Below are 19,522 nucleotides of genomic sequence, written 5' to 3' on the forward strand. Positions count from 1 at the left end.
CCGACCTGAACATCCACGCCACCACCGCCTACGGCGACATCACCGCCCGCAGCCTCTGAAAGAGCGGGCGATGCGCTCCGGCCCCGTCGGCCGCCCGCTGGGGGGTGGTCGACCGGGAACCGCCGCCGGGCAAGACCGTGCGGGCCGAGGTGGACGTACCCGGATGGCCCGGGATCGGGAGAAGGGCTCAGGCCTGGACGCTCACCGCAGTGCCGAAGCGACCAGCCCCCCGATCTCCTCCTCCGTCACCGCGCCCCCGTTCACCAGCCGGTCGAAGACCAGGCCGTCCACGCAGGTGAGGAGGGTGAGCGTTCGCTCCTCCGCGTCCCGCACCCCTTCCCGGGACAGGAACTCGACCACCGTCCGGCGGCCCGCGTTCTCGCGGGGGACGAGGATCTCCCGCAGCTCCGCGTGGTGCACGCTCTCGATCGCGCACGCGTACCGGGCGAGGGTGCGGCGCCGCCCCTCTCCGGTGAGCCGCCCCGAGCAGAAGGCCGCGAGACCGGCCGTCAGTTCCTCCGCGTCACGCGGTACGGGGGTCGCCTCGCCGATCGCCTGGAGTTCCGCCTGGTCCAGCGCCACCAGCCGCCGGACCAGGGCGGTCAACAGGGCCTGCCGGGTGCGGAAGTACGCCGAGGTGGTGCCGGAGGGCAGGCCGGCCGTCCGGTCCACCGCGCGGTGGGTCAGCCCCCGCATCCCCGACTCGGAGAGGACGTCGATGGCGGCGTCGGCGAGGACGGTACGGCGATCAGGGCGTTCATCGAGCACCCTCCCTTTCTACACCTGTAGAGGGCGTGAGTACTCTTCTTCTACAACTGTAGAAAGGGAGTGGTACGGCATGGGCAACACCGCGGTCGTCGTGGGCGGCGGAATCGGCGGTCTGGCCGCGGCCCTCGGGCTGCGCCTGGTCGGCTGGGAGGTCACCGTCCTCGAACGCGCCCCCGCCTTCGCCGACGTGGGCGCGGGCATCTCCCTGCACGCCAACGGCGTACGGGCGTTGGAGGCACTCGGCGTCGGCGAGGCGATACGGGCCGCCGCCCGCCCCCTCTACACCGGCGGCAACCGCACCCCCGACGGCCGCTGGCTGGCCCGGATGGACGGCGCGGCCCTGGAACGCCGGCTCGGCACCCCCGTCGTCGGCATCCTCCGCGCCGACCTGCACCGCGTCCTGCGCGAGGCGCTGCCCGCCGAGACGGTGAAGACGGGGGTGGAGGTGACCGAGGTGGGCGGCGCGGGTGACGCGGATCTGGTCGTCGTGGCGGACGGGGTCAACAGCCGGCTGCGCGCCGGGCTGTTCCCCGCTCACCCCGGCCCCGTCTACAGCGGCTCGACGGTCCTGCGGGCCATCACCGCACACCCTCTCCCCGACCTGCGCTCCGACCTCGAACTGACCTGGGGTCCGGGCGCCGAGTTCGGGCACATCGTCTTCGCCGACGGACGGGCCGAGTGGCACGCGGTGATCGGCTCACCGCCGGGCGTCCGCCACGCCGACCCCCTCACCGCGATGCGCCGGCACTTCCGCGGCTGGCACGACACTGTCACCACACTTCTGGACGCGACCCGCCCGGAGGACGTCCTCCACCACGACATCCACGAACTGGTCACCCCGCTCCCCACGTTCACCGTCGGCCGGGTCGCGATCCTCGGCGACGCCGCCCACGCGATGACCCCGAACCTCGGACAGGGCGCCTCCCAGGCGCTGGAGGACGCCGCCGTCCTCGCCTCCTGCCTCGCCACCGAACCCACCGTCGAGTCGGCCCTGCTTCGCTACGACGCGGTACGCCGCCCGCGCTGCCGGTCCGTCGCCCGTGCCGCCCGCCAGGCCGGCCGGATGGGTCACCGGCTCACGCATCCCGCCGCCATCGCCCTCCGCAACACGGCCCTCCGCCTGGCCCCCTCCGAGGCGACCCTGCGCGCTGTCCTCCGGCACGCCGACTGGACGCCACCGCAACTGCGGTGACGCCCGGTCAGGTGGGTGCCGGGAGCGGGGTCAGCTGGTCTCGACGCCGAGCGTCAGCGTCCCCGCGTACCCCGCCGACGTCGAGCTGCCCAGCGCCGTCAGGGTGAGCAGCCCGGAGGCGGCGCCCCCGTCGTCGTAGATCGAGTCCTGGGCCAGCGTCGTACGCGGGACCGTGTTGGTCGAGTACGGCGAGATCGCCGCGACCCTGGTTGTGATCGTCTCGTTGAAGAAGAGCTGTCCGGTGTGGATTTCCTGGCCACCGGTGAAGGAGCCGTCCGAGGTCAGGGTGACGTTCGTGTGGACCTTGATGTGGATGTGGATGCAGCGGCCCCGGTACCAGCCGGGGTAGATGGACGTGATCGACGCGACCCCGCTGGAGTTCGTCAGCACCCCGCCGCGCAGGAAGGTGCCGTTGTCGGGTTCGTTGTGGCCGTTGTTGCCGACGAAGCCGGAGTACTCGCCGAGGGCGTCGGCGTGCCAGAGCTCGACCAGGGCGTTGGAGAGGGGCGCGCAGGTGTCGTCGACGACGGTGAGGGTCAACTTCAGCGGGATGCCGGCCTTGCCCTCGCTGATGTCGGAGCGGACGTACTGTCCGTCGAGGTAGTAGGGGCCTTCGGTCATCTCCTTCGTGAGCGTGCAGACGGCCGCGGCGGCCACGGGGGCGGTGGCCGGGGCCTCGGTGGTGGGGGCGTCGGTCGCCGCGGCGGCGCCCACGGCCAGGGTGGCGGCGGTGGCGCCGGTGGCGACCAGAACGGTACGGCGTCCGATACGTGCGTCTGAGGTGTCTGTCATGGACACGGCACCGTAGGAACGGTTCCTGTCGAGGAGCTGTCAGTTCGGCAAAGTGGCGAACCGTCAAGTACAAGGCAGGCCGAGAAACGGAACGCCCGAGGTTCCACCAGACGATCCTGGTGGAACCCCGGGCGCTTGAACCGTTACGGACGGATCAGACGGCTTCGTCGCTGATGCACTCGGACGCGCTCACTACGACCGCCTTCGAGGCCGGAAGACGACATGCGGCAGAGAGGTGTCCACCTCTGCGTAGTCGTCCGCCCTCTTACCAGCGTTCGGGTTGTAGCTCTGCCAGAAGTCCCGGCCTCGGCCACTGCCCTCCCCGGCTCCGGTCCCTCGCGGGAGGGAGTTCTTCACCTTGCCACGCTGCCTCGACGGGCCGTCCAGGATGTAGTCCCAGTCGGATTCAGGACCGAATCCCTTCGGGTTCTCCGCAGTTCGACGGCCCCTCGCCCGGCTGCCGACCACGATGATCGGGTAGCCGAGTCGGTCCGCGGCGTTCTGAATGCGCTGGGCGTCGTGCGGGGCCATGCCGGCCTGGGACGGCGTCCGCTCGCCGCAGTTGTGGACGAGTACCGGCGTGGTCCCTACGACCACGTAGTACGTGTGGACGTCGGTGACGGTCAGGTTGTGGACCGTCGCCTTCGCCGTCCACGCCTCGACCGAACCGATCTGGAGCCAGGTGCCCGAGAGCGTCTGGACCCACTGGCCCTGCTTCAGCTCACCGGCGTCGACCCATTCCCGCAGGGACGGCACCCAGAAGGGGTGACCGGCCGTCGCGGTCACGGTCGTGACCTGGGCCTTGCCGGAGGAGCCGTCGTGGATCCGCAGTGTGATCCGGACGAGGTCCTTGCTCCCCTTGCCCTTGATCGTCGCCGCTGCCGTCTGGACGGAGGTCTTCCCCGTCTTCGGGTCCGTGGCGATGACCTTGTCGCCGGCCTTGACCTTCTCGATCGGCTTGGTCGACCTGTCGGCCATCAGCACCTTCGTACCGGGTACGAAGCTGTTGGCGCCGCCGACAGTCGCCTCGCAACCCACTGTCTGGACCTCTTCCTTGGCGGTCTCCTTCGCCTCTTCGCGTACTTCCTTCGCGACCTTCTTCACCGCACGCTTGACCTGCGACGGCTTCGGACGCGGCTTGGGCTGGGAACGGGGCTTGGCGCGCGGCTTCGGACGTGCCGCCGCCTTGCGGGCCGCCGCACGACGTGCCGCCGCCCTCTTCGCCGCGGCGCGTGCCGCGCGGGCACGGGCCTGGGCCGCAGCCCTCCTGGCCGCCGCCCGCTTGGCCGCCGCACGGGCCGCTGCCCGCTTGGCCGCCGCTCGCTTGGCCGCCGCGGCCTTGCGGGCCGCCTCCCGGCGGGCCCTCGCCGCCGCGCGCTTCGCGGCCTCGATCGCCCGCTTGCGGGCCAGGGCCGCCGCCCGACGGGCCGCCGCCTGCGCCGCCTTGCGAGCCGCGATGATCGCCGCCCGACGGGCCGCCGCGCGGATCGCCGCCTGGATGGCGATACGGGCCGCGATACCGATCAGCACCGGGAAGAACGTCCCGGACGGGTCGGAGAAGGTGGCCGGTGCGTTGTTGCTGTAGGCGTACGCGTTCATCGTGGCCGGCTGGCTGTAGTCGACCATCGGGTCGACCTGCAGGAACCGACCGGTCGCCGGGTCGTAGTCACGGGCACCCAGTCGGGTCAGGCCCGTGTCCTTGTCGACCGTGCCGCCGACGAAGCCGCGCTCTCCGGGCCAGGCGGTGGGCTGTGAACCCCGCGCCTCGCCGAACGGCATCGACTTGCGCCGAGTGACGCCCATCGCCGGGTCCACCAGATCCACGACCGTCTGGGACGTGCCATGGTGGTCGGCCAGCATCATCTGACGGACGCCGCCGGTCGCACGGACCGTCGTCGAGCCGTCGGGGTGCGGGTAGAAGCGTTCCGCCTTCGCGCTGGTGTTGGCCGCGTTGACGGTCAGCTCCGCCTCGCCGAGGTAGAGCGTGCGGCTGCCGTCCGGTCCCGTGCGGATGAGGCGTTCGCCGTCCGCGCCGTACAGGTACGACGTGGTCTTGGTACCGCCGCCCTCGACCGGCTCGGTCACCTTGCGCAGCTGGCCCTCGACGTCGTACTCGAGCGTCTGGTTGGTGCCGCCGTGCTGGCGTCCGGTGGTGTTGCCGGCCTTGTCGTAGGAGAAGGTGTTGAGGCGCTCGCCCTGCGGGCCGACCGACTTGATCTCGGCCAGCGCGTTCGGGCCGCCCACGCCCTCCTTTCCGTACACGTAGGAGCGGGTGACGTCCTTCGTGGTGTCGCCCGTCGGGTCGTGCTCGACGAGCTGCTTGCGGTTGCCGGCGTCGTCGTACTGGTACGACTGCCAGTACGCGTCCGGACCGCCGACCGTGTCCTTGGAGGGCGCCGCCGTGCAGTCGTCCGCCGCCTTCGAGGTCCAGGCCGAGGTCATCTGCCTGAGCTGGTCGTAGACGAAGCACTGCGTGTCGGTCTTGCCCGCGTCGGGCGCCGCGCTGCCGGGCACGTCGGTGATCTTGGTGACGTTGCCGGCCTCGTCGTACCCGTACCGCGTCTCGCTGATGCGGCCCGGGTTGACCGAGCGGTCGAAGGTGGCCGTCTGCAGACGACGCGTGAACTCGTCGTAGACGTAAGAGCCGTAGACCTTCTTGCCCGCCGGACCCGCGTCCGTGCGCAGGATCTCGCCGAACGCCGAGTACTCGACGTCCGCGAGGTACGTGGACGCGCCGCCGATGAAGATCGGCAGGTCGTCGGAGTTGTACCGGAAGACGACCTTCTCGGTCACCAGACCACCCAGGCCAGGAACCTCGGCCCAGGCGAGGTTGCCGGTCGGCGTGTACTCGTACTTGTACTCGTACGTGCCGGCCAGGCCCGTCTCCTCGGCGGGGATCACCGTCTTCGTCGACTTCACCCGGTAGGCGTTGTCGTACGCGGTGATCTCGTCCCGGTACTCAAGGCCGTTCTCGTAGCGGATCTGCGCCGTGGGCAGGCCCTTGCCGAGCGCGTCGTACGTCCACTCCACTCGCTTCGGGCCGGTTTCGCTGCCCTCGCGCAGGGTGGTCGGACGGCCGCCCGCGTCGTAGGTGGTGAACAGGGACCGCTTCATCGGGTCGACGGTCTCGACCACGTTGTCCGCGTTGTCGTACCGCATCTCGGTACGGCCGCCGTCGGGCTCCGTGATGGCCGTCTGACGGCCCCGCTTGTCGTACTCGAACGTCGTGACGGCGCCGCCGGGAGCGGTCACCTTCCACAGGTTGTCGAGGTCGTCGTACTCGTAGCGGGTGTCCCGCCACTTCGTACGCTCGGTGTTGGTGTACTCGCGGATCCGCTCGACGCGGCCCTCGGCGTCCTCGAAGGTCGCCGTGACCGTGTCGCCCTTCGGCGGGATCGTCGTGGAGACGTCCCCGTCGCGGACGGTCGTCGTGCGCATCTTCTCGGTGCCGCGGTAGTACGTGATCTCCGCGGTGGGCTGGCCCAGGCCGTCGAACGTGGTGCGGTTCTGGGACGGGACGTCCTGGTCACCGACCGGGAGCAGCTTCGCCTCGGGCTCGTCGACGTTGTAGTAGCCGTCGTTCTCCTTCCACTTGCGTCCGACGCTGTCGTAGAAGGTGTCGTTGACGATCCGGCCCGCGCCGACCGCCTCGTCCTGCGTCTGCCGCTCGCGCAGCAGGCCGTCGAGGATCTCGTACGACACGGCGTACTGGCCGTTGTCCTTCAGCGTCCGCGACGTGACGATCGTCGGGCCGTCGCGGCGGATGGTGTAGTCGTACGTGGCCGTCGGGGTCTGGGACGGGTCGCGGTCGATCTCCCAGACCTTCAGGAGCCGGCCCAGCGGGTCGTACTCCATGGTCGCCGACTTGCCGTTGGCGTCGGTCTCCTTCTTCGGCAGACCGCGGACGTCGTCGAACTCCGTGGTCTCCGTGTGACCCAGCGGGTCGTGCGAGACCTGCTTGGTCGGCCGCGCGACGGTGGTCGGCGTGTACTCCATCCACGTCTTGCGGTTGTCCGCGTCCCAGGTCGCGACCTCGCGGCCGTGGATGTCGTACTCGGTCTTGTCGATGGTGACGTAGCCGTCGCCCTTGGCGTTGAGCTCCTGGACCTCGGTGGGCAGACCCTTGGTGGGGGCCGCGCCGAAGGCCAGGTTGTCGTAGAACGTACGGGTGTCCTCGACGACCTCGCCGCCGGTGCTGCCACAGGCGCCGAGTGTCGTCTTCTCGCGGGACTCCAGCTCGATCAGGTGCGCACCGGTGTTGCGGGCGTAACTGACCGTGGAGCAGCGGAGTTTCCCGCCGGGCGTCTTCTCCTCGACCTGGTACGGCAGGCCGTAGCTGTCGTACTTGGTGGTCTCGGTGGAGGTGCGCCAGGTCTCGCCCTTGACCCGCTCGCGGGTGCGGACGGTCTCCGGACGGGTCATCCACGCCTCGAGCGCCGTGGTGCCGGCACGCGTGCGCGTGGCCGTCTTCACCGCCCAGGGGGTGGTGACGGTCGCCGAGTCGATGGCTCCGCCGTCGGACTCGTAGGTGATCTGCTCCAGGAGCTGGCCCTGGTACTGGGGCAGGTCCTGGTGGTCCGTGTTGTCACTGGTGGTGACGGTCGAGGACCGGGTGCCGGAGGGCAGCTTGTCGCCGTGCAGGCCGCGGAAGTAGCGGTGCTCGGTGAGCTGCTTGACGTCGTCGCCCGCGCCCTGGCGGGTGCGGACGCGCTCGTAGCCGCGGAACTGCGACCAGGTGCGGTGCTTGTTCTCGGTGAACTCGCTGTCGTCGTACGCCCACGCGGCGCCGCCGAGGAACTCGTAGCTCGTCACCTTGGCGGGGCTGTCGGTGACCAGGTCCTCCTCGCGGACCTGGGTGACGACGTACTTGTGGAACCAGTCCTTCACCGGGTTGAGGGCGCCCTTGGGCGTCCAGTACTGCGGGAAGCAGCGCATGGTGTTGGACTCCGGCGACGCCGGCATCCGCTTCGGCTCCAGGGCCTGGCAGTCCTTCGGCGAGTAGGTGATGCCGATACGGCCGCCGGTCTCGGTGTCGATGGCGTGGACACGCAGACGCGAGAAGGGCGGCAGGCCCTCCACCTTGTCGACGCGGTTGTCCATCTGGATGCCGGAGAAGGTGACCTTCGGCATGTCCGCGGTGCCGCCCGCGCCATGACCGGTGCGAGCGATCGATTCCAGCCACAGGGCAGGCGAGGTGCCGTCACCGGTGGGCGGGTAGGACTGCTCCAGCGTCCAGGAGTCGACCGGCTTCAACGCGGTGCCGACCAGCACACTGGTGCTGATCTTCGTCAGGCGCTTGGTCGACCAGAACGTCGGAGAGAACTTGTCGGTGCACTTGGCACCGGAGGCGCACTCCTGGTCCAGCGGAGTGTCCGGCCAGAACTTCGCGTTGGCCGTGGTCCGCTTGGACTCGGCACAGTCGAACGTCGAGCTCGGGATACAGCGCTCGGCACTGGCGGTGAAGGCGACCCGGCCGGCCGGCAGGACGCCGAACAGCTTGTCGGAGCGCAGACCGTAGTCGATGCGGGACAGCTGGGCGTTGCGGTCGTACTTGGCCTGCTGGTCGGCCTTCATGTTCTGGCCGTAGAAGTTGGTGTACTTCGTCCACCACAGGGTCATGGCGTCACCCAGCGGGTCGACCACGTAGTCCAGGTTCCAGCGGTAGGCCTGGGCGCAGTCGGAGTCCATGAACGCGGTGGCGTGACACGGCTCGGTCGGGTGGTTGCCGAACACCGGCACCGTCAGCGCCGAGTTGGTGACCGTACCGTCCGGGGCGCCCGGCAGCTTGTTCAGACCGAAGTGGTACTGCGTGCCGTCCGTGGTCGTCAGGACCCAGTACTCGCCGGTCTTCGTGCCGTTGGCGGCGCCGGACTTGCGCTCCAGACGGGAGCCGTCGTCGTCGGCGGGACGCCACTCCTCGGTGCCGTCCTTCTTGACGAGCTCGGTGGTGTTGCCGCCCAGCGACATCACGACCTGGTCGGAGCCCCAGCACAGGTCACCGCTGTCGCCGGTGTTGTTGGCCTTGAGCTCGTTGCCCTTGTCGTCCTTGATGGCCGCCTTGTCGTCCGAGCAGGAACGGTACTTCCGCTCGATGAAGCCGGGCTCGTAGTCCCAGCCCTCGGCGATCCAGGAGGACTGCGCGTTGGTGGACGCCGTACGGCCGTCCACCGCCTGCGAGGAGTACGACAGCTCGACCTCGGGCTGCGGACCGCCGGGCACCTCGGGCGCCTCGATCGGGTACGTCCACGAGAAACCGCCGGACGACGAGCCCGCCATCCAGGAACCGGACGGCGACAGCGAGGTCGCCTCGTGACTTCCGCCCGGCCCGGAGGCCTCGGCCGCCGCGGCGAACACGGTGGGCGCGGCGGCCAGGTCGGCGGTGCCGGTGACGGTCTTCGCGGCCGGGTCGTTGGCGCCCGGCAGGGCGGTACGGGTACGGCAGCGCTCCAGCTCGGGCGTGGTCAGCGCACAGGCCGGAAGCCGGTAGAGCCGGAGCCGGGAGCCCCAGTCACCGCCGTAGGTGTCCTTGAACGACGCGTAGTCCAACTCCAGTTCGACGGAGCCGGACGCGGCGGGGGCCAGCCCGTTCTTGGCGGGCGCGGCGGTGAACAGGACGCCCTGCACGCCGGCCTTGCGGGCGGCGGCGTCGTCCCTGACCTGGACCTGGACGGCGGTGCCGGCGTCGGCGGCCGCGCGCTTCGGGGACAGGCCGCGGGTACGCAGACCCTTCTTGGTGGTCGTGGTCGTGCTGGTGGTCTGACGGGCCTTCACCATGCCGGTCTGCACGGTGGTGGTCTGGCCCTGGGTGCCCGGGAGTCCCGGGGTGGCGCCGGTGGTCAGCGGCGCCTTCTTGGGCAGCTTGTCACGGCTGTCGGTCACCAGCGTCGTGAACGTACTCGCCGAGACCTTGCCGGCTGCGGGCTTGAAGGTGCCCTCGGCGTCGTCGCGGGTCTTCGCGCGCTTCTTCTCGAAGTCGCGACCGGGAACGGATCGGTCGCGTTTCACGTCTGAGATCCGGGTGCTTCCATCGGCGGCGCTCGCGTCGTCGGGTATCAGCCCGACGAACAGGATGAGCCCCACGAACAGGGAGACGGATCTGTGCCAGTGGCCGAAATAGCGTAGCTGTCTTATCAGTTGGTCCACTAAAGGACCTCCCCCTTAACTCACTCTCTGTGATCACTCTGTGTGATCGAGTGTTGAACGGTCAGACAGTAAGCGTTGTCGATCACCCTGACAAGCAAAGCCAGGGCAATGCGACAATCCCCACTTTGACTATGCGTTAGTAAAGATATCCCCTTGTTGGCATGTACTGTTCGGCCTCGCGGCCCATGTGAAAGGGCTCGCAGCGGGCCCTCGCGCAGGGCCCGCACGGCAACGACTCCGGGGGGATTCGCCCATGCCAGAAACATCCCGAAGACAGCGCCCGACCAGGCGCTCGGCGCGGGCCGCGCTCGTCGCGATGCTCGCCGGCGGGACGCTCGGGCTGACACCGCTCACCACCACGGCCGTCGCGGCCGACACCGACTCGACCACGGTGGCCGCGAACGCCGAGGAGCGCGCACTCCAGGAGGCCGCCAAGAGCGGCAAGCCCGTGGAGGTGGTGTCCGCCCGTACCGAGACCAGCGAGACGCACGCCCTGCCCAACGGCAACCTGCGCCAGACCCAGCACACCATGCCTGTCCGCGTGAAGCGGGAGGGCACCTGGACCCCGGTGGACACCACGCTCACCGAGGCCGCCGGCCGGATCTCGCCCAAGGCGACGCCCGGCCGCGTCACGTTCTCCGCCGGTGGCGACACCCGTCTGGTGACGCTCGCCGACCAGGGCGGCGAAGTGGCCCTGACCTGGCCGACCAAGCTGCCCGAGCCCGTCCTGGACGGGGCCACCGCCACCTACCGGGAGGTCTTCCCGGGCGTGGACCTGGCCGTGAAGGCCAGTCTGGACGGTTTCAGCCAGGCGCTGATCGTGAAGACACCCGAGGCGGCCGACCGTCCGGAGCTGAAGGAAGTCGGCTTCGGTCTGCACACCAAGGGCCTCGACGTCGAGAAGGACCCCGAGAACGGCACCCTGCGCGCGGTGAACGCGGCGGGCCAGACCGTGTTCGCGTCCTCCACGGCCCGGATGTGGGACTCGTCGGGGACGACGGAGGAGGAGGCGGCCCAGGCGGCCGGGGCGTCGACCGCCTCGGCCACCAGGACGGCTGCGGCCCCGAAGACGGCGGCCTCTGCGAAGACGGCGGCCTCGGCGAAGACGCCGCGCACGGCCTCCGTCAGCACCGTTCAGGCCACGACGGTCACCGGGACGGCCGCCGCCGGGACCGACCCCTCCCCGCTCACCCCCGGCACCCAGAGCAGCAGGGTCGGCGTCGAAGTGACCGACACCCAGCTGACCCTGACACCGGATCAGAAGCTGCTGCAGTCGCCGGACACCGAGTTCCCCGTCTACATCGACCCGCGGATGACCGGTACCCGCGAGGCCTGGACGATCGCCTACAAGCCGCACCCGAAGGACAGCTACTGGAACGGCACCGGCTGGGACGGCGGCACCACCAGTGAGGCGCGCGTCGGCTACGAGAACTCCACGGGCGGCACGGCCCGCTCCTTCTTCCGCGTGGGCTCGAAGTTCCTCGCGGGCGTGAAGGTGATCGACGCGCAGTTCCAGATCACCGAGACGCACTCGTGGTCCTGCACGCCCAAGCCGGTGGAGCTGTGGCTGACCGGCCCCATCACCAAGAACACCACCTGGGCCGCGCAGCCCTCCTGGTCGACCCGCCAGGACAGTCGCAACTACGCCCACGGCAACGAGGACTTCGGCTGCGCGAACGCTGCGGTCGACTTCGACGCCAAGGACGCGGCGATCAAGGCGGCGGACAAGAAGTGGGCGAACATCACCTTCGGTCTGAAGGCTCCGGACAGTGCCGAGGACAACAAGGACGAGTACAGCTGGAAGAAGTTCAAGCCGGACGCCAAGCTGATCGTCGAGTTCAACCGCCGGGCGAAGGCGCCCTGGGCGCTGGACACCATCCCCAGCACCAAGACCGGCACCAACCAGTGCGGGAACGGCTCCTCCTACGTCACTGTCGGTAACACCGACGTCAAGCTGACCGCGCAGGTGTGGGACCCGGACGGCGGTGACGTCAACGTCCAGTTCCATCTGTGGGCGACCGGCAAGCACGACACCTCGCCCGGGATCATCTTCGACAAGCGCTACAAGGTCACGGTCAAGTCGAGCGACTCCAAGGGCGCCCAGGCACGCGTGACCGTCCCCAAGGAGCTGCTCGCCAAGCACGTGAACGCCAGCAACGGGCAGTTCTCCTGGAAGGCGCAGGCCGAGGACGTCAACACGGAGTCCTTCGCCTCCGACTGGACACCGACGCTGGGCGCGCCCGGCTGCCGCTTCGGCTTCGACCCGAAGGCGCCGACCGTGATGCCGACCGTCGACTCCAAGGACGACCTGTACCCGGAGACGACGCCGGACATCGAGCCGGTCGAGGGCGCGTTGGCCCGCACCAAGGGCGTGTTCGAGTTCGGCGCCAACGGCGAGACGGGCGCGACCGAGTACCTGTACGGCCTGGACCGCACACCGCCGAGCAGCCCGGCCAAGCCCACCACCAAGGGCGGCCCGGCCACGGCGGAGGTCACCCCGCTGACCCCGGGACCGCACACGCTGTACGTGCGGATCGTGGACGCGGGCGGTAACCCCGGCCCGATCTACCCGTACCGCTTCTACGTGAAGAGCCCGGGTGTGACGGACAAGCCCGGTGACGTCAACGGCGACGGCATGCCCGACTTCTTCGCCGTCGACGGCACGGACAACCTGCGCCTCTACGGCGGCACGGGCGCCGGCAAGGTCGCGACGATGATCCCGCTCTCCTCGGGCGGCGGCTGGAACGGCTCCCTGCTGACCCACCGCGGCGACTGGACCGAGGACTTCTACGAGGACCTGGTGGCCCACCGCGGCGGCAAGCTGTGGCTGTACCCGAACGACGGTCTGGGCGAGTTCACCGAGGACACCAAGCAGGAGGTGTACTTCTTCCCGGACCCGGAGACGGAGACGGCGCTCGACCCCTCGACGATCAAGCAGATCGTCTCGGTCGGCGACATCACCCCGGACAGCGAGTCGACCCACCCCGATTTCGTCGCGGTCATCGGCGACCAGCTGTGGTTCCTGCCGGGTTACACGTACGGCACGATCGACGCGGGCTACCTCATCGGCAACTCGGGCTGGGGCAAGATGCAGCTCGCCTCGCCCGGTGACGTGGACGGCGACGGCTTCACCGACCTGATCGCCCGCAACACCGCGAACGGCGAGGTGTACCTGTACCACGGCCGCAGCCCCGGTGACGCGGACGGCGACGGCGTCTCCGACGGCGGCACCGACCCGGCCTCGCTGGGCCTTCCGGCCAACCGCACGACGTACGCCACCGGTTGGACCACGACGGCCCGTCCGCTGTTCACCGCCTCCGGCGACACCGACGGCGACGGCGTCTCGGACCTGTGGACGACGACGCCGAACACCTCGGCGGGCCTGGAGTTCGTCCCCGGACGCAAGACCGGCCTGGTGGGCACGCCCGTGGTCGTGGGCGGCCCCGGCTGGCAGGCGATCAAACTGATCTCCTGAGCCTTTCGCCGGGAGACCGGTTCTCCCGGTACTGCCGACCGGCGCCGGGGTCAGGATCTGACCTGATCCCGGCGCCGGTCGACGCAAGGGCACAACAGGCCGTGCCGCCCGATCGGGCATGCGCGGCGGTCGAGTCCAGTTCGAGGGATGGCTATGAGATCGTTCTCCGTCCAAGGGCGTGAGTTCATGGCCCTGATCATCCTGAGCGACCACAACGACTACGAGTCGATGGAAGTCGTCGAGATGATCGACGGCAAGCGGGGTGACCTCCTGCTGGAGTTCCGCATGGACGACAGCTCGGCCCGGCTGAGCCACATCCGCCCGGAGATCGACATTCCTCTGCTCAGGGCTTCCCTGGACGTGTTCCGGGAGGAGTTCGTGGACCCGAGGAAAGCGAGTGGCGCGCCGTGCCCGCCCTGGTGACAGGGTCTGACACGGAGCGCTGACAGCCCCTTGCGGGCGAAGTGAGACGACGGCTCCCCTGGAGGTTTCTCCGGGGGCGTGACCTGGCGCAAGTAAGAGGCGAAACCCCCGGCCGACAGCCAGTCGGCCGGGGGCTTCGCCGTTTCTCGAAGAGTTTCGAGTGACTGCGCGGACCATTGACGCGCACAGGGGTTCGACTCTACGGTCCCGTCCGACGACGCGACTGCTGTTCGGTACACCGAACAGTGAACCCCCGCTGAAGGAGCGTCCGCATGAGCCGCACCCCCCGCCCCTCCCGCAGGGCCACCCTGCTGGCCCTCCCGGCCGCGGTGTTACTCGCCCTGACCCCCACCACCGCCTCCGCCTACCCCAACCCCGGCACGGTCACCGGATCCACGGTCGTCCACGACCCGACGATGATCCGCACCTCCGCCGGCCGCTATCTGCTGTACGCCACCGGAGGCGGGCTGTCCCACCGCACCTCCACCGACCGCATCGCCTTCAGCGCGGGCGGCGACGCCTTCTCGACCAGGCCCAGCTGGTGGTCGTCGTACGGGACGACCGAGGCCTGGGCGCCGGACATCTCGTACCAGGGCGGCAAGTACCTGATGTACTACGCCGTCTCGACCTTCGGCTCGAACAAGTCGGCCATCGGGCTGGCCGGTTCGACGACGGGCCTGCCGGGCTCCTGGACCGACTACGGCACCGTCTACACCTCCACCACCTCCAGCGACTACAACGCCATCGACCCCAACCTCTTCGTGGACGACGACGGCAAGTGGTGGCTGTCGTTCGGGAGTTGGTGGACGGGCCTGAAGATGATCCAGATCAATCCGTCCACCGGCAAGCAGCTCTCCTCCAACACCACCCGTTACTCCCTCGCCTCCCGCCCCACCGGCACCAAGGCCGTGGAAGCCCCCTTCATCGTCAAGCGCAACGGCTACTACTACCTCTTCGCCTCCTACGACACCTGCTGCGCCGGCACCAGCTCCACCTACAAGGTCAAGGTCGGCCGCGCCACCAGCGTCACCGGCCCGTACCACGACAAGAACGGCGTCGCGCTGACGAACAACGGCGGGACACCGGTGCTGGAGTCGCACGGGCGGTACATCGGCCCCGGCGGCCAGTCGATCATGAAGGACGTCGACGGCGACCTGATCGTCTACCACTACTACGACGGCAACGACAACGGCACCCCCAAACTCGGCATCAACCTCTTGAACTGGAGCAGCGGATGGCCCGTCGCCTACTGACCCTGCTGGCCGCGCTACTGCTCGCCCTCTCCCTCGGGCAGCCCTCCGCGAGCGCGGCCTCCTTCTCCAACCCGGTCAAGGTGCAGAAGGGCGCCGACCCCTGGATCTCGTACCACAACGGCAACTACTACCTGGTGACCACGAGCTGGACCGACGTCATCACCATCCGTAAGTCGGCGACCCTCGCCGGCCTCGCCACTGCGCCGAACGTACAGGTGTGGAAGGGCGACGCCGCCTCCCGCTGCTGCAACATCTGGGCCCCCGAACTGCACTTCCTCAACGGCCGCTGGTACCTGTACTACGTCGCCGGGCAGAACGTCTCCGACTACGTCCCGACCCAGCGCACCCACGTTCTGGAGAGCGCGGGCTCGGACCCGCTGGGGCCGTACACCTACAAGAACCAGCTCAACTCCGCCTGGATGCTGGACCCGACGGTGGCCACCATCAACGGTCAGCTGTACCTCTTCGGCAGCGCGAGCAACGGAACCCAGAACCTGGTCGCGGCCCGTATGTCGAACCCCTACACCCTGGCCACCGGCTTCTCCACCGTCTCGACACCCACCTACGACTGGGAGCGCAACGGCACGGTCAACGAAGGGCCGGAGATCCTCCAGCGGGGCGGGCGGACCTTCCTCATCTACTCCGCGAGCGGCTGCTGGACCCCCGACTACAAGCTCGGCCAGCTCACCCTCACGGGCAGCGACCCGCTCTCCGCGTCCTCCTGGACGAAGAAGTCCACCCCGGTCTTCCAGCGCAACGACGCGAACGGCGTCTACGGGCCCGGCCACAACGGCTTCTTCACGTCCCCCGACGGCACCGAGAACTGGATCGTCTACCACGCCAACGACGCGGCGTCGGACGGCTGCGACAACGGACGCACCACCCGCGCCCAGAAGTTCACCTGGAACTCCGACGGCACCCCGAACCTCGGCACCCCGGTCCGCCTGGGCGCAAGCCAGACCGGCCCCTCCGGAGAACCGTCCGCCGCCTCCACGACCTACACCCTCACCAACCGCAACAGCGGCAAGTGCCTGGACGTGGCCGGGAGTTCCACGGCCGACGGCGCCAACGTCCAGCAGTACACCTGCAACGGCGGCAACAACCAGCGCTGGCGCATCGAGGACCAGGGCGACGACACCAGCCGCCTGGTGAACGTGGCCACCGGCAAGGTCCTCGACACCGCCGACTGCTCCACCGCCGACGGCGCCGACCTGCGTCAGTGGACCTGGCTGAACAACACCTGCCAACGCTTCCGCTTCATCGCCACCGACAACAACTACGTCCGCATCGTCAACCAGTCCACCGGCAAGGTCGCCGACGTGGCGAACTGCTCGACAGCGGACGCGGCGGACGTACGCCAGTGGACGTGGCTGAACAACGCGTGCCAGCAGTGGAGGCTGAATCCGGTGTGAGCGACAGGTGGGCAGGAGGTCTGGGGGCGGCAGCCCCAGGGCGACGGCCACTTCTTGGCCGACCGAGTCGGGTGGTGGGTGGGCGTAGGCCGCGGGTCTGGGGGCGGAGCCCCCGGCGAGGCCCGCGCCGGCGCACCCACCCGCATCCCGCGGAGCGATCAGCCGACCTGCCCCATCCCCGCCGCGTTCGGCCAGCTCTGGGCATTCGGCCAGCCGGTCGCCGCCGCGGGGGAGAGGCCGTTGGTGCCGCGGACCTGCGCGGCGGTGAGCCCCCCTCTGGCCGGGACGCCGGGCGGGGTCGGGGGGGATACCGGTGCAGGGGCTGGTGCCGGAGCCGGCACCGGAGGCATCTGCGCGGCCGCGGGTGCCATCGCGGGCGCCATCGCGGCTGCCGGCGCCGGTGCCATCTGGGGAGTCGGCGCCGGCACGGGAGCCATCGCGGCGGCAGCCGCCGGGGCGGGCGCGGGCACCGACTGGGGGAAGATCTGGGCGGCCGCCGGCAGCGGCGTACCCGCCCCGCCGGTCTGGGCCACCGCGGGCATGGGCATGCCGGGGGCGGCCGCCGGAGCGGCTGCCTGGCCCGGCATCCCGGCGCCGACGGCCTGAGCGGCAAGGCCTTGCATGCCGGCGCCGTTGGTGGCACCCACCAGCCGGTCCACTGCCGCCGTACCCGAGCTGTAGCTGGTCCCAGTGCCCAGCTCGGGCACGGCGGCTCCCCTCCTGGTCCCGTAGAGCACCTGTTCCAGGCCGGACACCAGGCGACGCACGTCCACCTGGGGGCGCACCACGAGCCTCAGGAAGCGGCTGGAGGAGCCGATCTTGTTGCCGCACTCGCGGACCAGGATGCGGTGCTCGGTGAGCAGGCGGTCCCGGACCACGGTGCCCTCGGCGCCCACGGGGAGGCGCACGAAGAGGAAGTTCCCCTGCGAGGGGTAGACAGTCAGGCCGGGCAGCGCGGAGAGCTGGCTGGCCATCTCCAGCCGGTCCCGCCGCACCTGCATCAGGCTCTGCGCGTACTCGGGCCCGTGCTCCTTCAGCATGAACACCACGTGCTCGGCGAAGGAGTTGAGGTTCCACTTGGGCAGCATCGAGCGGACCCGCCCGGCCAGCGACGGGTTCGCCACCAGGTAGCCGAAGCGGATGCCGTGCAGACCGAAGTTCTTGCCGAGGCTGCGCAGCACGATGACGTTGGGCCGCAGCATCGCCTCCTGCACCACGCTCGGCTCGGCCTCCGCGTCCGCGAACTCCAGGAACGACTCGTCGATGACGACGAGGTCCAGGTCGGCCATCGCGTCCATGAACTGCGTGATCGCGTGCTTGTGCAGGAACCCGCCGTCGGGGTTGTTCGGGTTGCAGATGACGGCGACCCGGGTGCCGCGCGCCCGGATGAACTCGGCGTACTGCGCGAGGTCCAGGGCGAAGCCGCTGGACTCCTGCAGCGGGAACATGTCGACCCGCTTGCCGGTCTCCATCGGCTGGTCGGTCCAGCGGCCGAAGGTGGGGACGGGGACGGCGAGGGACTCGCGGACCAGCAGATGGTCGATCCAGGTGATGAGCTCGGTGGACCCGTTGCCCATCGCCACCGCCTGCGGCGGCAGCTGGAGCAGGTTGCACAGCTCGGCCGTGATCGTGTCGGCGCTGCTCGGGTAGTACGTGATGATGTCGCGCAGCCGGTTCGACATCTCGTCGAACATCTGCGGGGTGGGGAAGTACGGATTGCAGGGGATACAGAAGTCCACCGGACCGATTCCCTCGCCGCCCTCGCGCGTCAGCGCCGCCATCGACGGGCTGTGCGCCGCGGTGCTGCGGAACAACGAGGTGACGTTGTCGGCCATGGAACCTCCGTATGGGGCGGGCCCGCTGGGGACGACCGGGCCCGTCGTCATTGGGTGGCCCGCGCGGGGGAGCGCGGGCCACTCCTACATACGGAGGCTTGGGTGGCGCTGTTCAACCGCTGAGGAATCGGTAAGAACTTGTGCGTCACCTGTGAAGGTGCGTCAGCTGGCGAACGAGTGCACCGTCGTCGTCCGGTACACCTGCCCCGGCCGCAGCACCGTCGACGGGAACGACGGCCTGTTCGGCGAGTCCGGGAAGTGCTGCGTCTCCAGGCAGAGGCCGTCGCCCTGGCGGTAGAGGGTCCCGCCCGTACCGACGAGCGTGCCGTCGAGGAAGTTCCCGGAGTAGAACTGCAGACCGGGCTCGGTGGTGGAGATCGTCATGGCGCGGCCGGAGGACGGGTCGCGCAGGGTCGCGACGGCCACCGGCTCGGCGGTGACGCCCTTGTCGAGGACCCAGTTGTGGTCGAAGCCCTTGGCGTACAGCAGCTGCTGGTGGGCGACGCGGATGTCCTCGCCGACGGTCTTGGTCCGGCGGAAGTCGAAGGGGGTTCCGGCGACCGCCGCCGGCTCGCCGGTGGGGATCAGCCCCGAGTCGACGGGCGTGTAGCGGGAGGCGGCGATCTCCAGCTCGTGGTCGTAGATCGTGCCGCTGCTCTCGCCGGCGAGGTTCCAGTACACGTGGCTGGTGAGGTTGACGACGGTGGCCTGGTCGGTGGTCGCCTCGTAGTCGATGCGCCAGTCGCCGTGCCCGGTGAGGGTGTAGGCGACCTTCACCTCGAGCGTGCCCGGGTAGCCCATCTCCCCGTCGACGCTCGTGCAGTACAGGTACAGGCCGACGTCGGAGCCCTCGGTGAACGGCTCGACGTCCCAGACCCGCTTGTCGAAGCCGTCGGCACCGCCGTGCAGACTGTTCACGCCGTCGTTGACGCCGACCTGGTAGGCCTTGCCGTCGAGGGTGAACCGGCCCTTGCCGATGCGGTTGCCGTAGCGGCCGATCAGCGCGCCGAAGTACGGGCTCTGGGCGACGTAGTCCTCGATGGTGTCGAAGCCGAGGGAGACGTTCGCGTAGCGGCCGCTCCGGTCGGGGATCTCCAGGGACTGGACGATGCCGCCGTAGTCGAGGACCTTCAGGCGCGTGCCGCCGTTGGCCAGGGACCAGCTGTGGATCTCGGTGCCGTCGGCGAGCTTGCCGAAGAGCTTCTTCACCGGTGTCCTGCCTCCCGGGG

At 69.7% G+C, this 19,522-nt stretch carries 10 protein-coding genes; 5 read left to right on the top strand and 5 right to left on the bottom strand.

Annotated features, from left to right (window positions below; genetic code table 11):
- Positions 1 to 201: 201 nt before the first annotated feature.
- Positions 202 to 696: a TetR/AcrR family transcriptional regulator gene (locus tag IE263_RS25780; RefSeq protein WP_189940406.1), complete on the bottom strand. Its 495-nt coding sequence runs from the start codon at positions 694 to 696 to the stop codon at positions 202 to 204.
- Positions 697 to 838: 142 nt separating this feature from the next.
- Here IE263_RS25780 and IE263_RS25785 point away from each other — a divergent pair, with 142 nt between their 5' ends.
- A complete protein-coding gene (locus IE263_RS25785) occupies positions 839 to 1,960 on the top strand; it encodes an FAD-dependent monooxygenase (RefSeq protein WP_189940166.1) in 1,122 nt (373 codons plus the stop codon).
- A 30-nt stretch (positions 1,961 to 1,990) separates the two neighbouring features.
- Here the strand turns inward: IE263_RS25785 and IE263_RS25790 are convergent, their stop codons facing one another.
- Positions 1,991 to 2,752, bottom strand: coding sequence for an intradiol ring-cleavage dioxygenase (locus IE263_RS25790; RefSeq protein WP_189940167.1), 762 nt, complete (start codon positions 2,750 to 2,752; stop codon positions 1,991 to 1,993).
- 192 nt (positions 2,753 to 2,944) lie between these two features.
- Positions 2,945 to 9,757 (bottom strand): polymorphic toxin-type HINT domain-containing protein, encoded by a 6,813-nt coding sequence (locus IE263_RS25795; RefSeq protein WP_229911162.1) that lies wholly within the window; start codon positions 9,755 to 9,757, stop codon positions 2,945 to 2,947.
- A 391-nt stretch (positions 9,758 to 10,148) separates the two neighbouring features.
- Between IE263_RS25795 and IE263_RS25800 the strand changes: the two genes are divergently transcribed.
- The 4 genes from IE263_RS25800 (at position 10,149) to IE263_RS25815 (ending at position 16,458) form a co-directional block, all read left to right on the top strand.
- On the top strand, positions 10,149 to 13,370 hold the full coding sequence (locus IE263_RS25800; RefSeq protein WP_189940169.1) for an FG-GAP repeat domain-containing protein: 3,222 nt from the start codon (positions 10,149 to 10,151) through the stop codon (positions 13,368 to 13,370).
- A gap of 186 nt (positions 13,371 to 13,556) precedes the next feature.
- Positions 13,557 to 13,793: a hypothetical protein gene (locus tag IE263_RS25805; RefSeq protein WP_189940170.1), complete on the top strand. Its 237-nt coding sequence runs from the start codon at positions 13,557 to 13,559 to the stop codon at positions 13,791 to 13,793.
- Positions 13,794 to 14,065: 272 nt separating this feature from the next.
- Positions 14,066 to 15,046 (top strand): arabinan endo-1,5-alpha-L-arabinosidase, encoded by a 981-nt coding sequence (locus tag IE263_RS25810; RefSeq protein ID WP_189940171.1) that lies wholly within the window; start codon positions 14,066 to 14,068, stop codon positions 15,044 to 15,046.
- On the top strand, positions 15,028 to 16,458 hold the full coding sequence (locus tag IE263_RS25815; protein WP_189940172.1) for a family 43 glycosylhydrolase: 1,431 nt from the start codon (positions 15,028 to 15,030) through the stop codon (positions 16,456 to 16,458). Before IE263_RS25810 ends, IE263_RS25815 begins: the two co-directional genes overlap by 19 nt.
- A 158-nt stretch (positions 16,459 to 16,616) precedes the next feature.
- Here IE263_RS25815 and IE263_RS25820 read toward each other — a convergent pair whose 3' ends face one another.
- The gene (locus IE263_RS25820) at positions 16,617 to 18,293 is read right to left on the bottom strand and encodes a pyridoxal phosphate-dependent aminotransferase (RefSeq protein ID WP_189940173.1); all 1,677 of its coding nucleotides are present in this window, start codon (positions 18,291 to 18,293) and stop codon (positions 16,617 to 16,619) included.
- Positions 18,294 to 18,455: 162 nt separating this feature from the next.
- On the bottom strand, positions 18,456 to 19,502 hold the full coding sequence (locus IE263_RS25825; RefSeq protein WP_189940174.1) for an aldose epimerase family protein: 1,047 nt from the start codon (positions 19,500 to 19,502) through the stop codon (positions 18,456 to 18,458).
- Positions 19,503 to 19,522: the final 20 nt, after the last annotated feature.

The sequence above is a fragment of the Streptomyces aurantiogriseus genome, from assembly GCF_014649375.1.
GTDB classification, from domain to species: domain Bacteria; phylum Actinomycetota; class Actinomycetes; order Streptomycetales; family Streptomycetaceae; genus Streptomyces; species Streptomyces aurantiogriseus.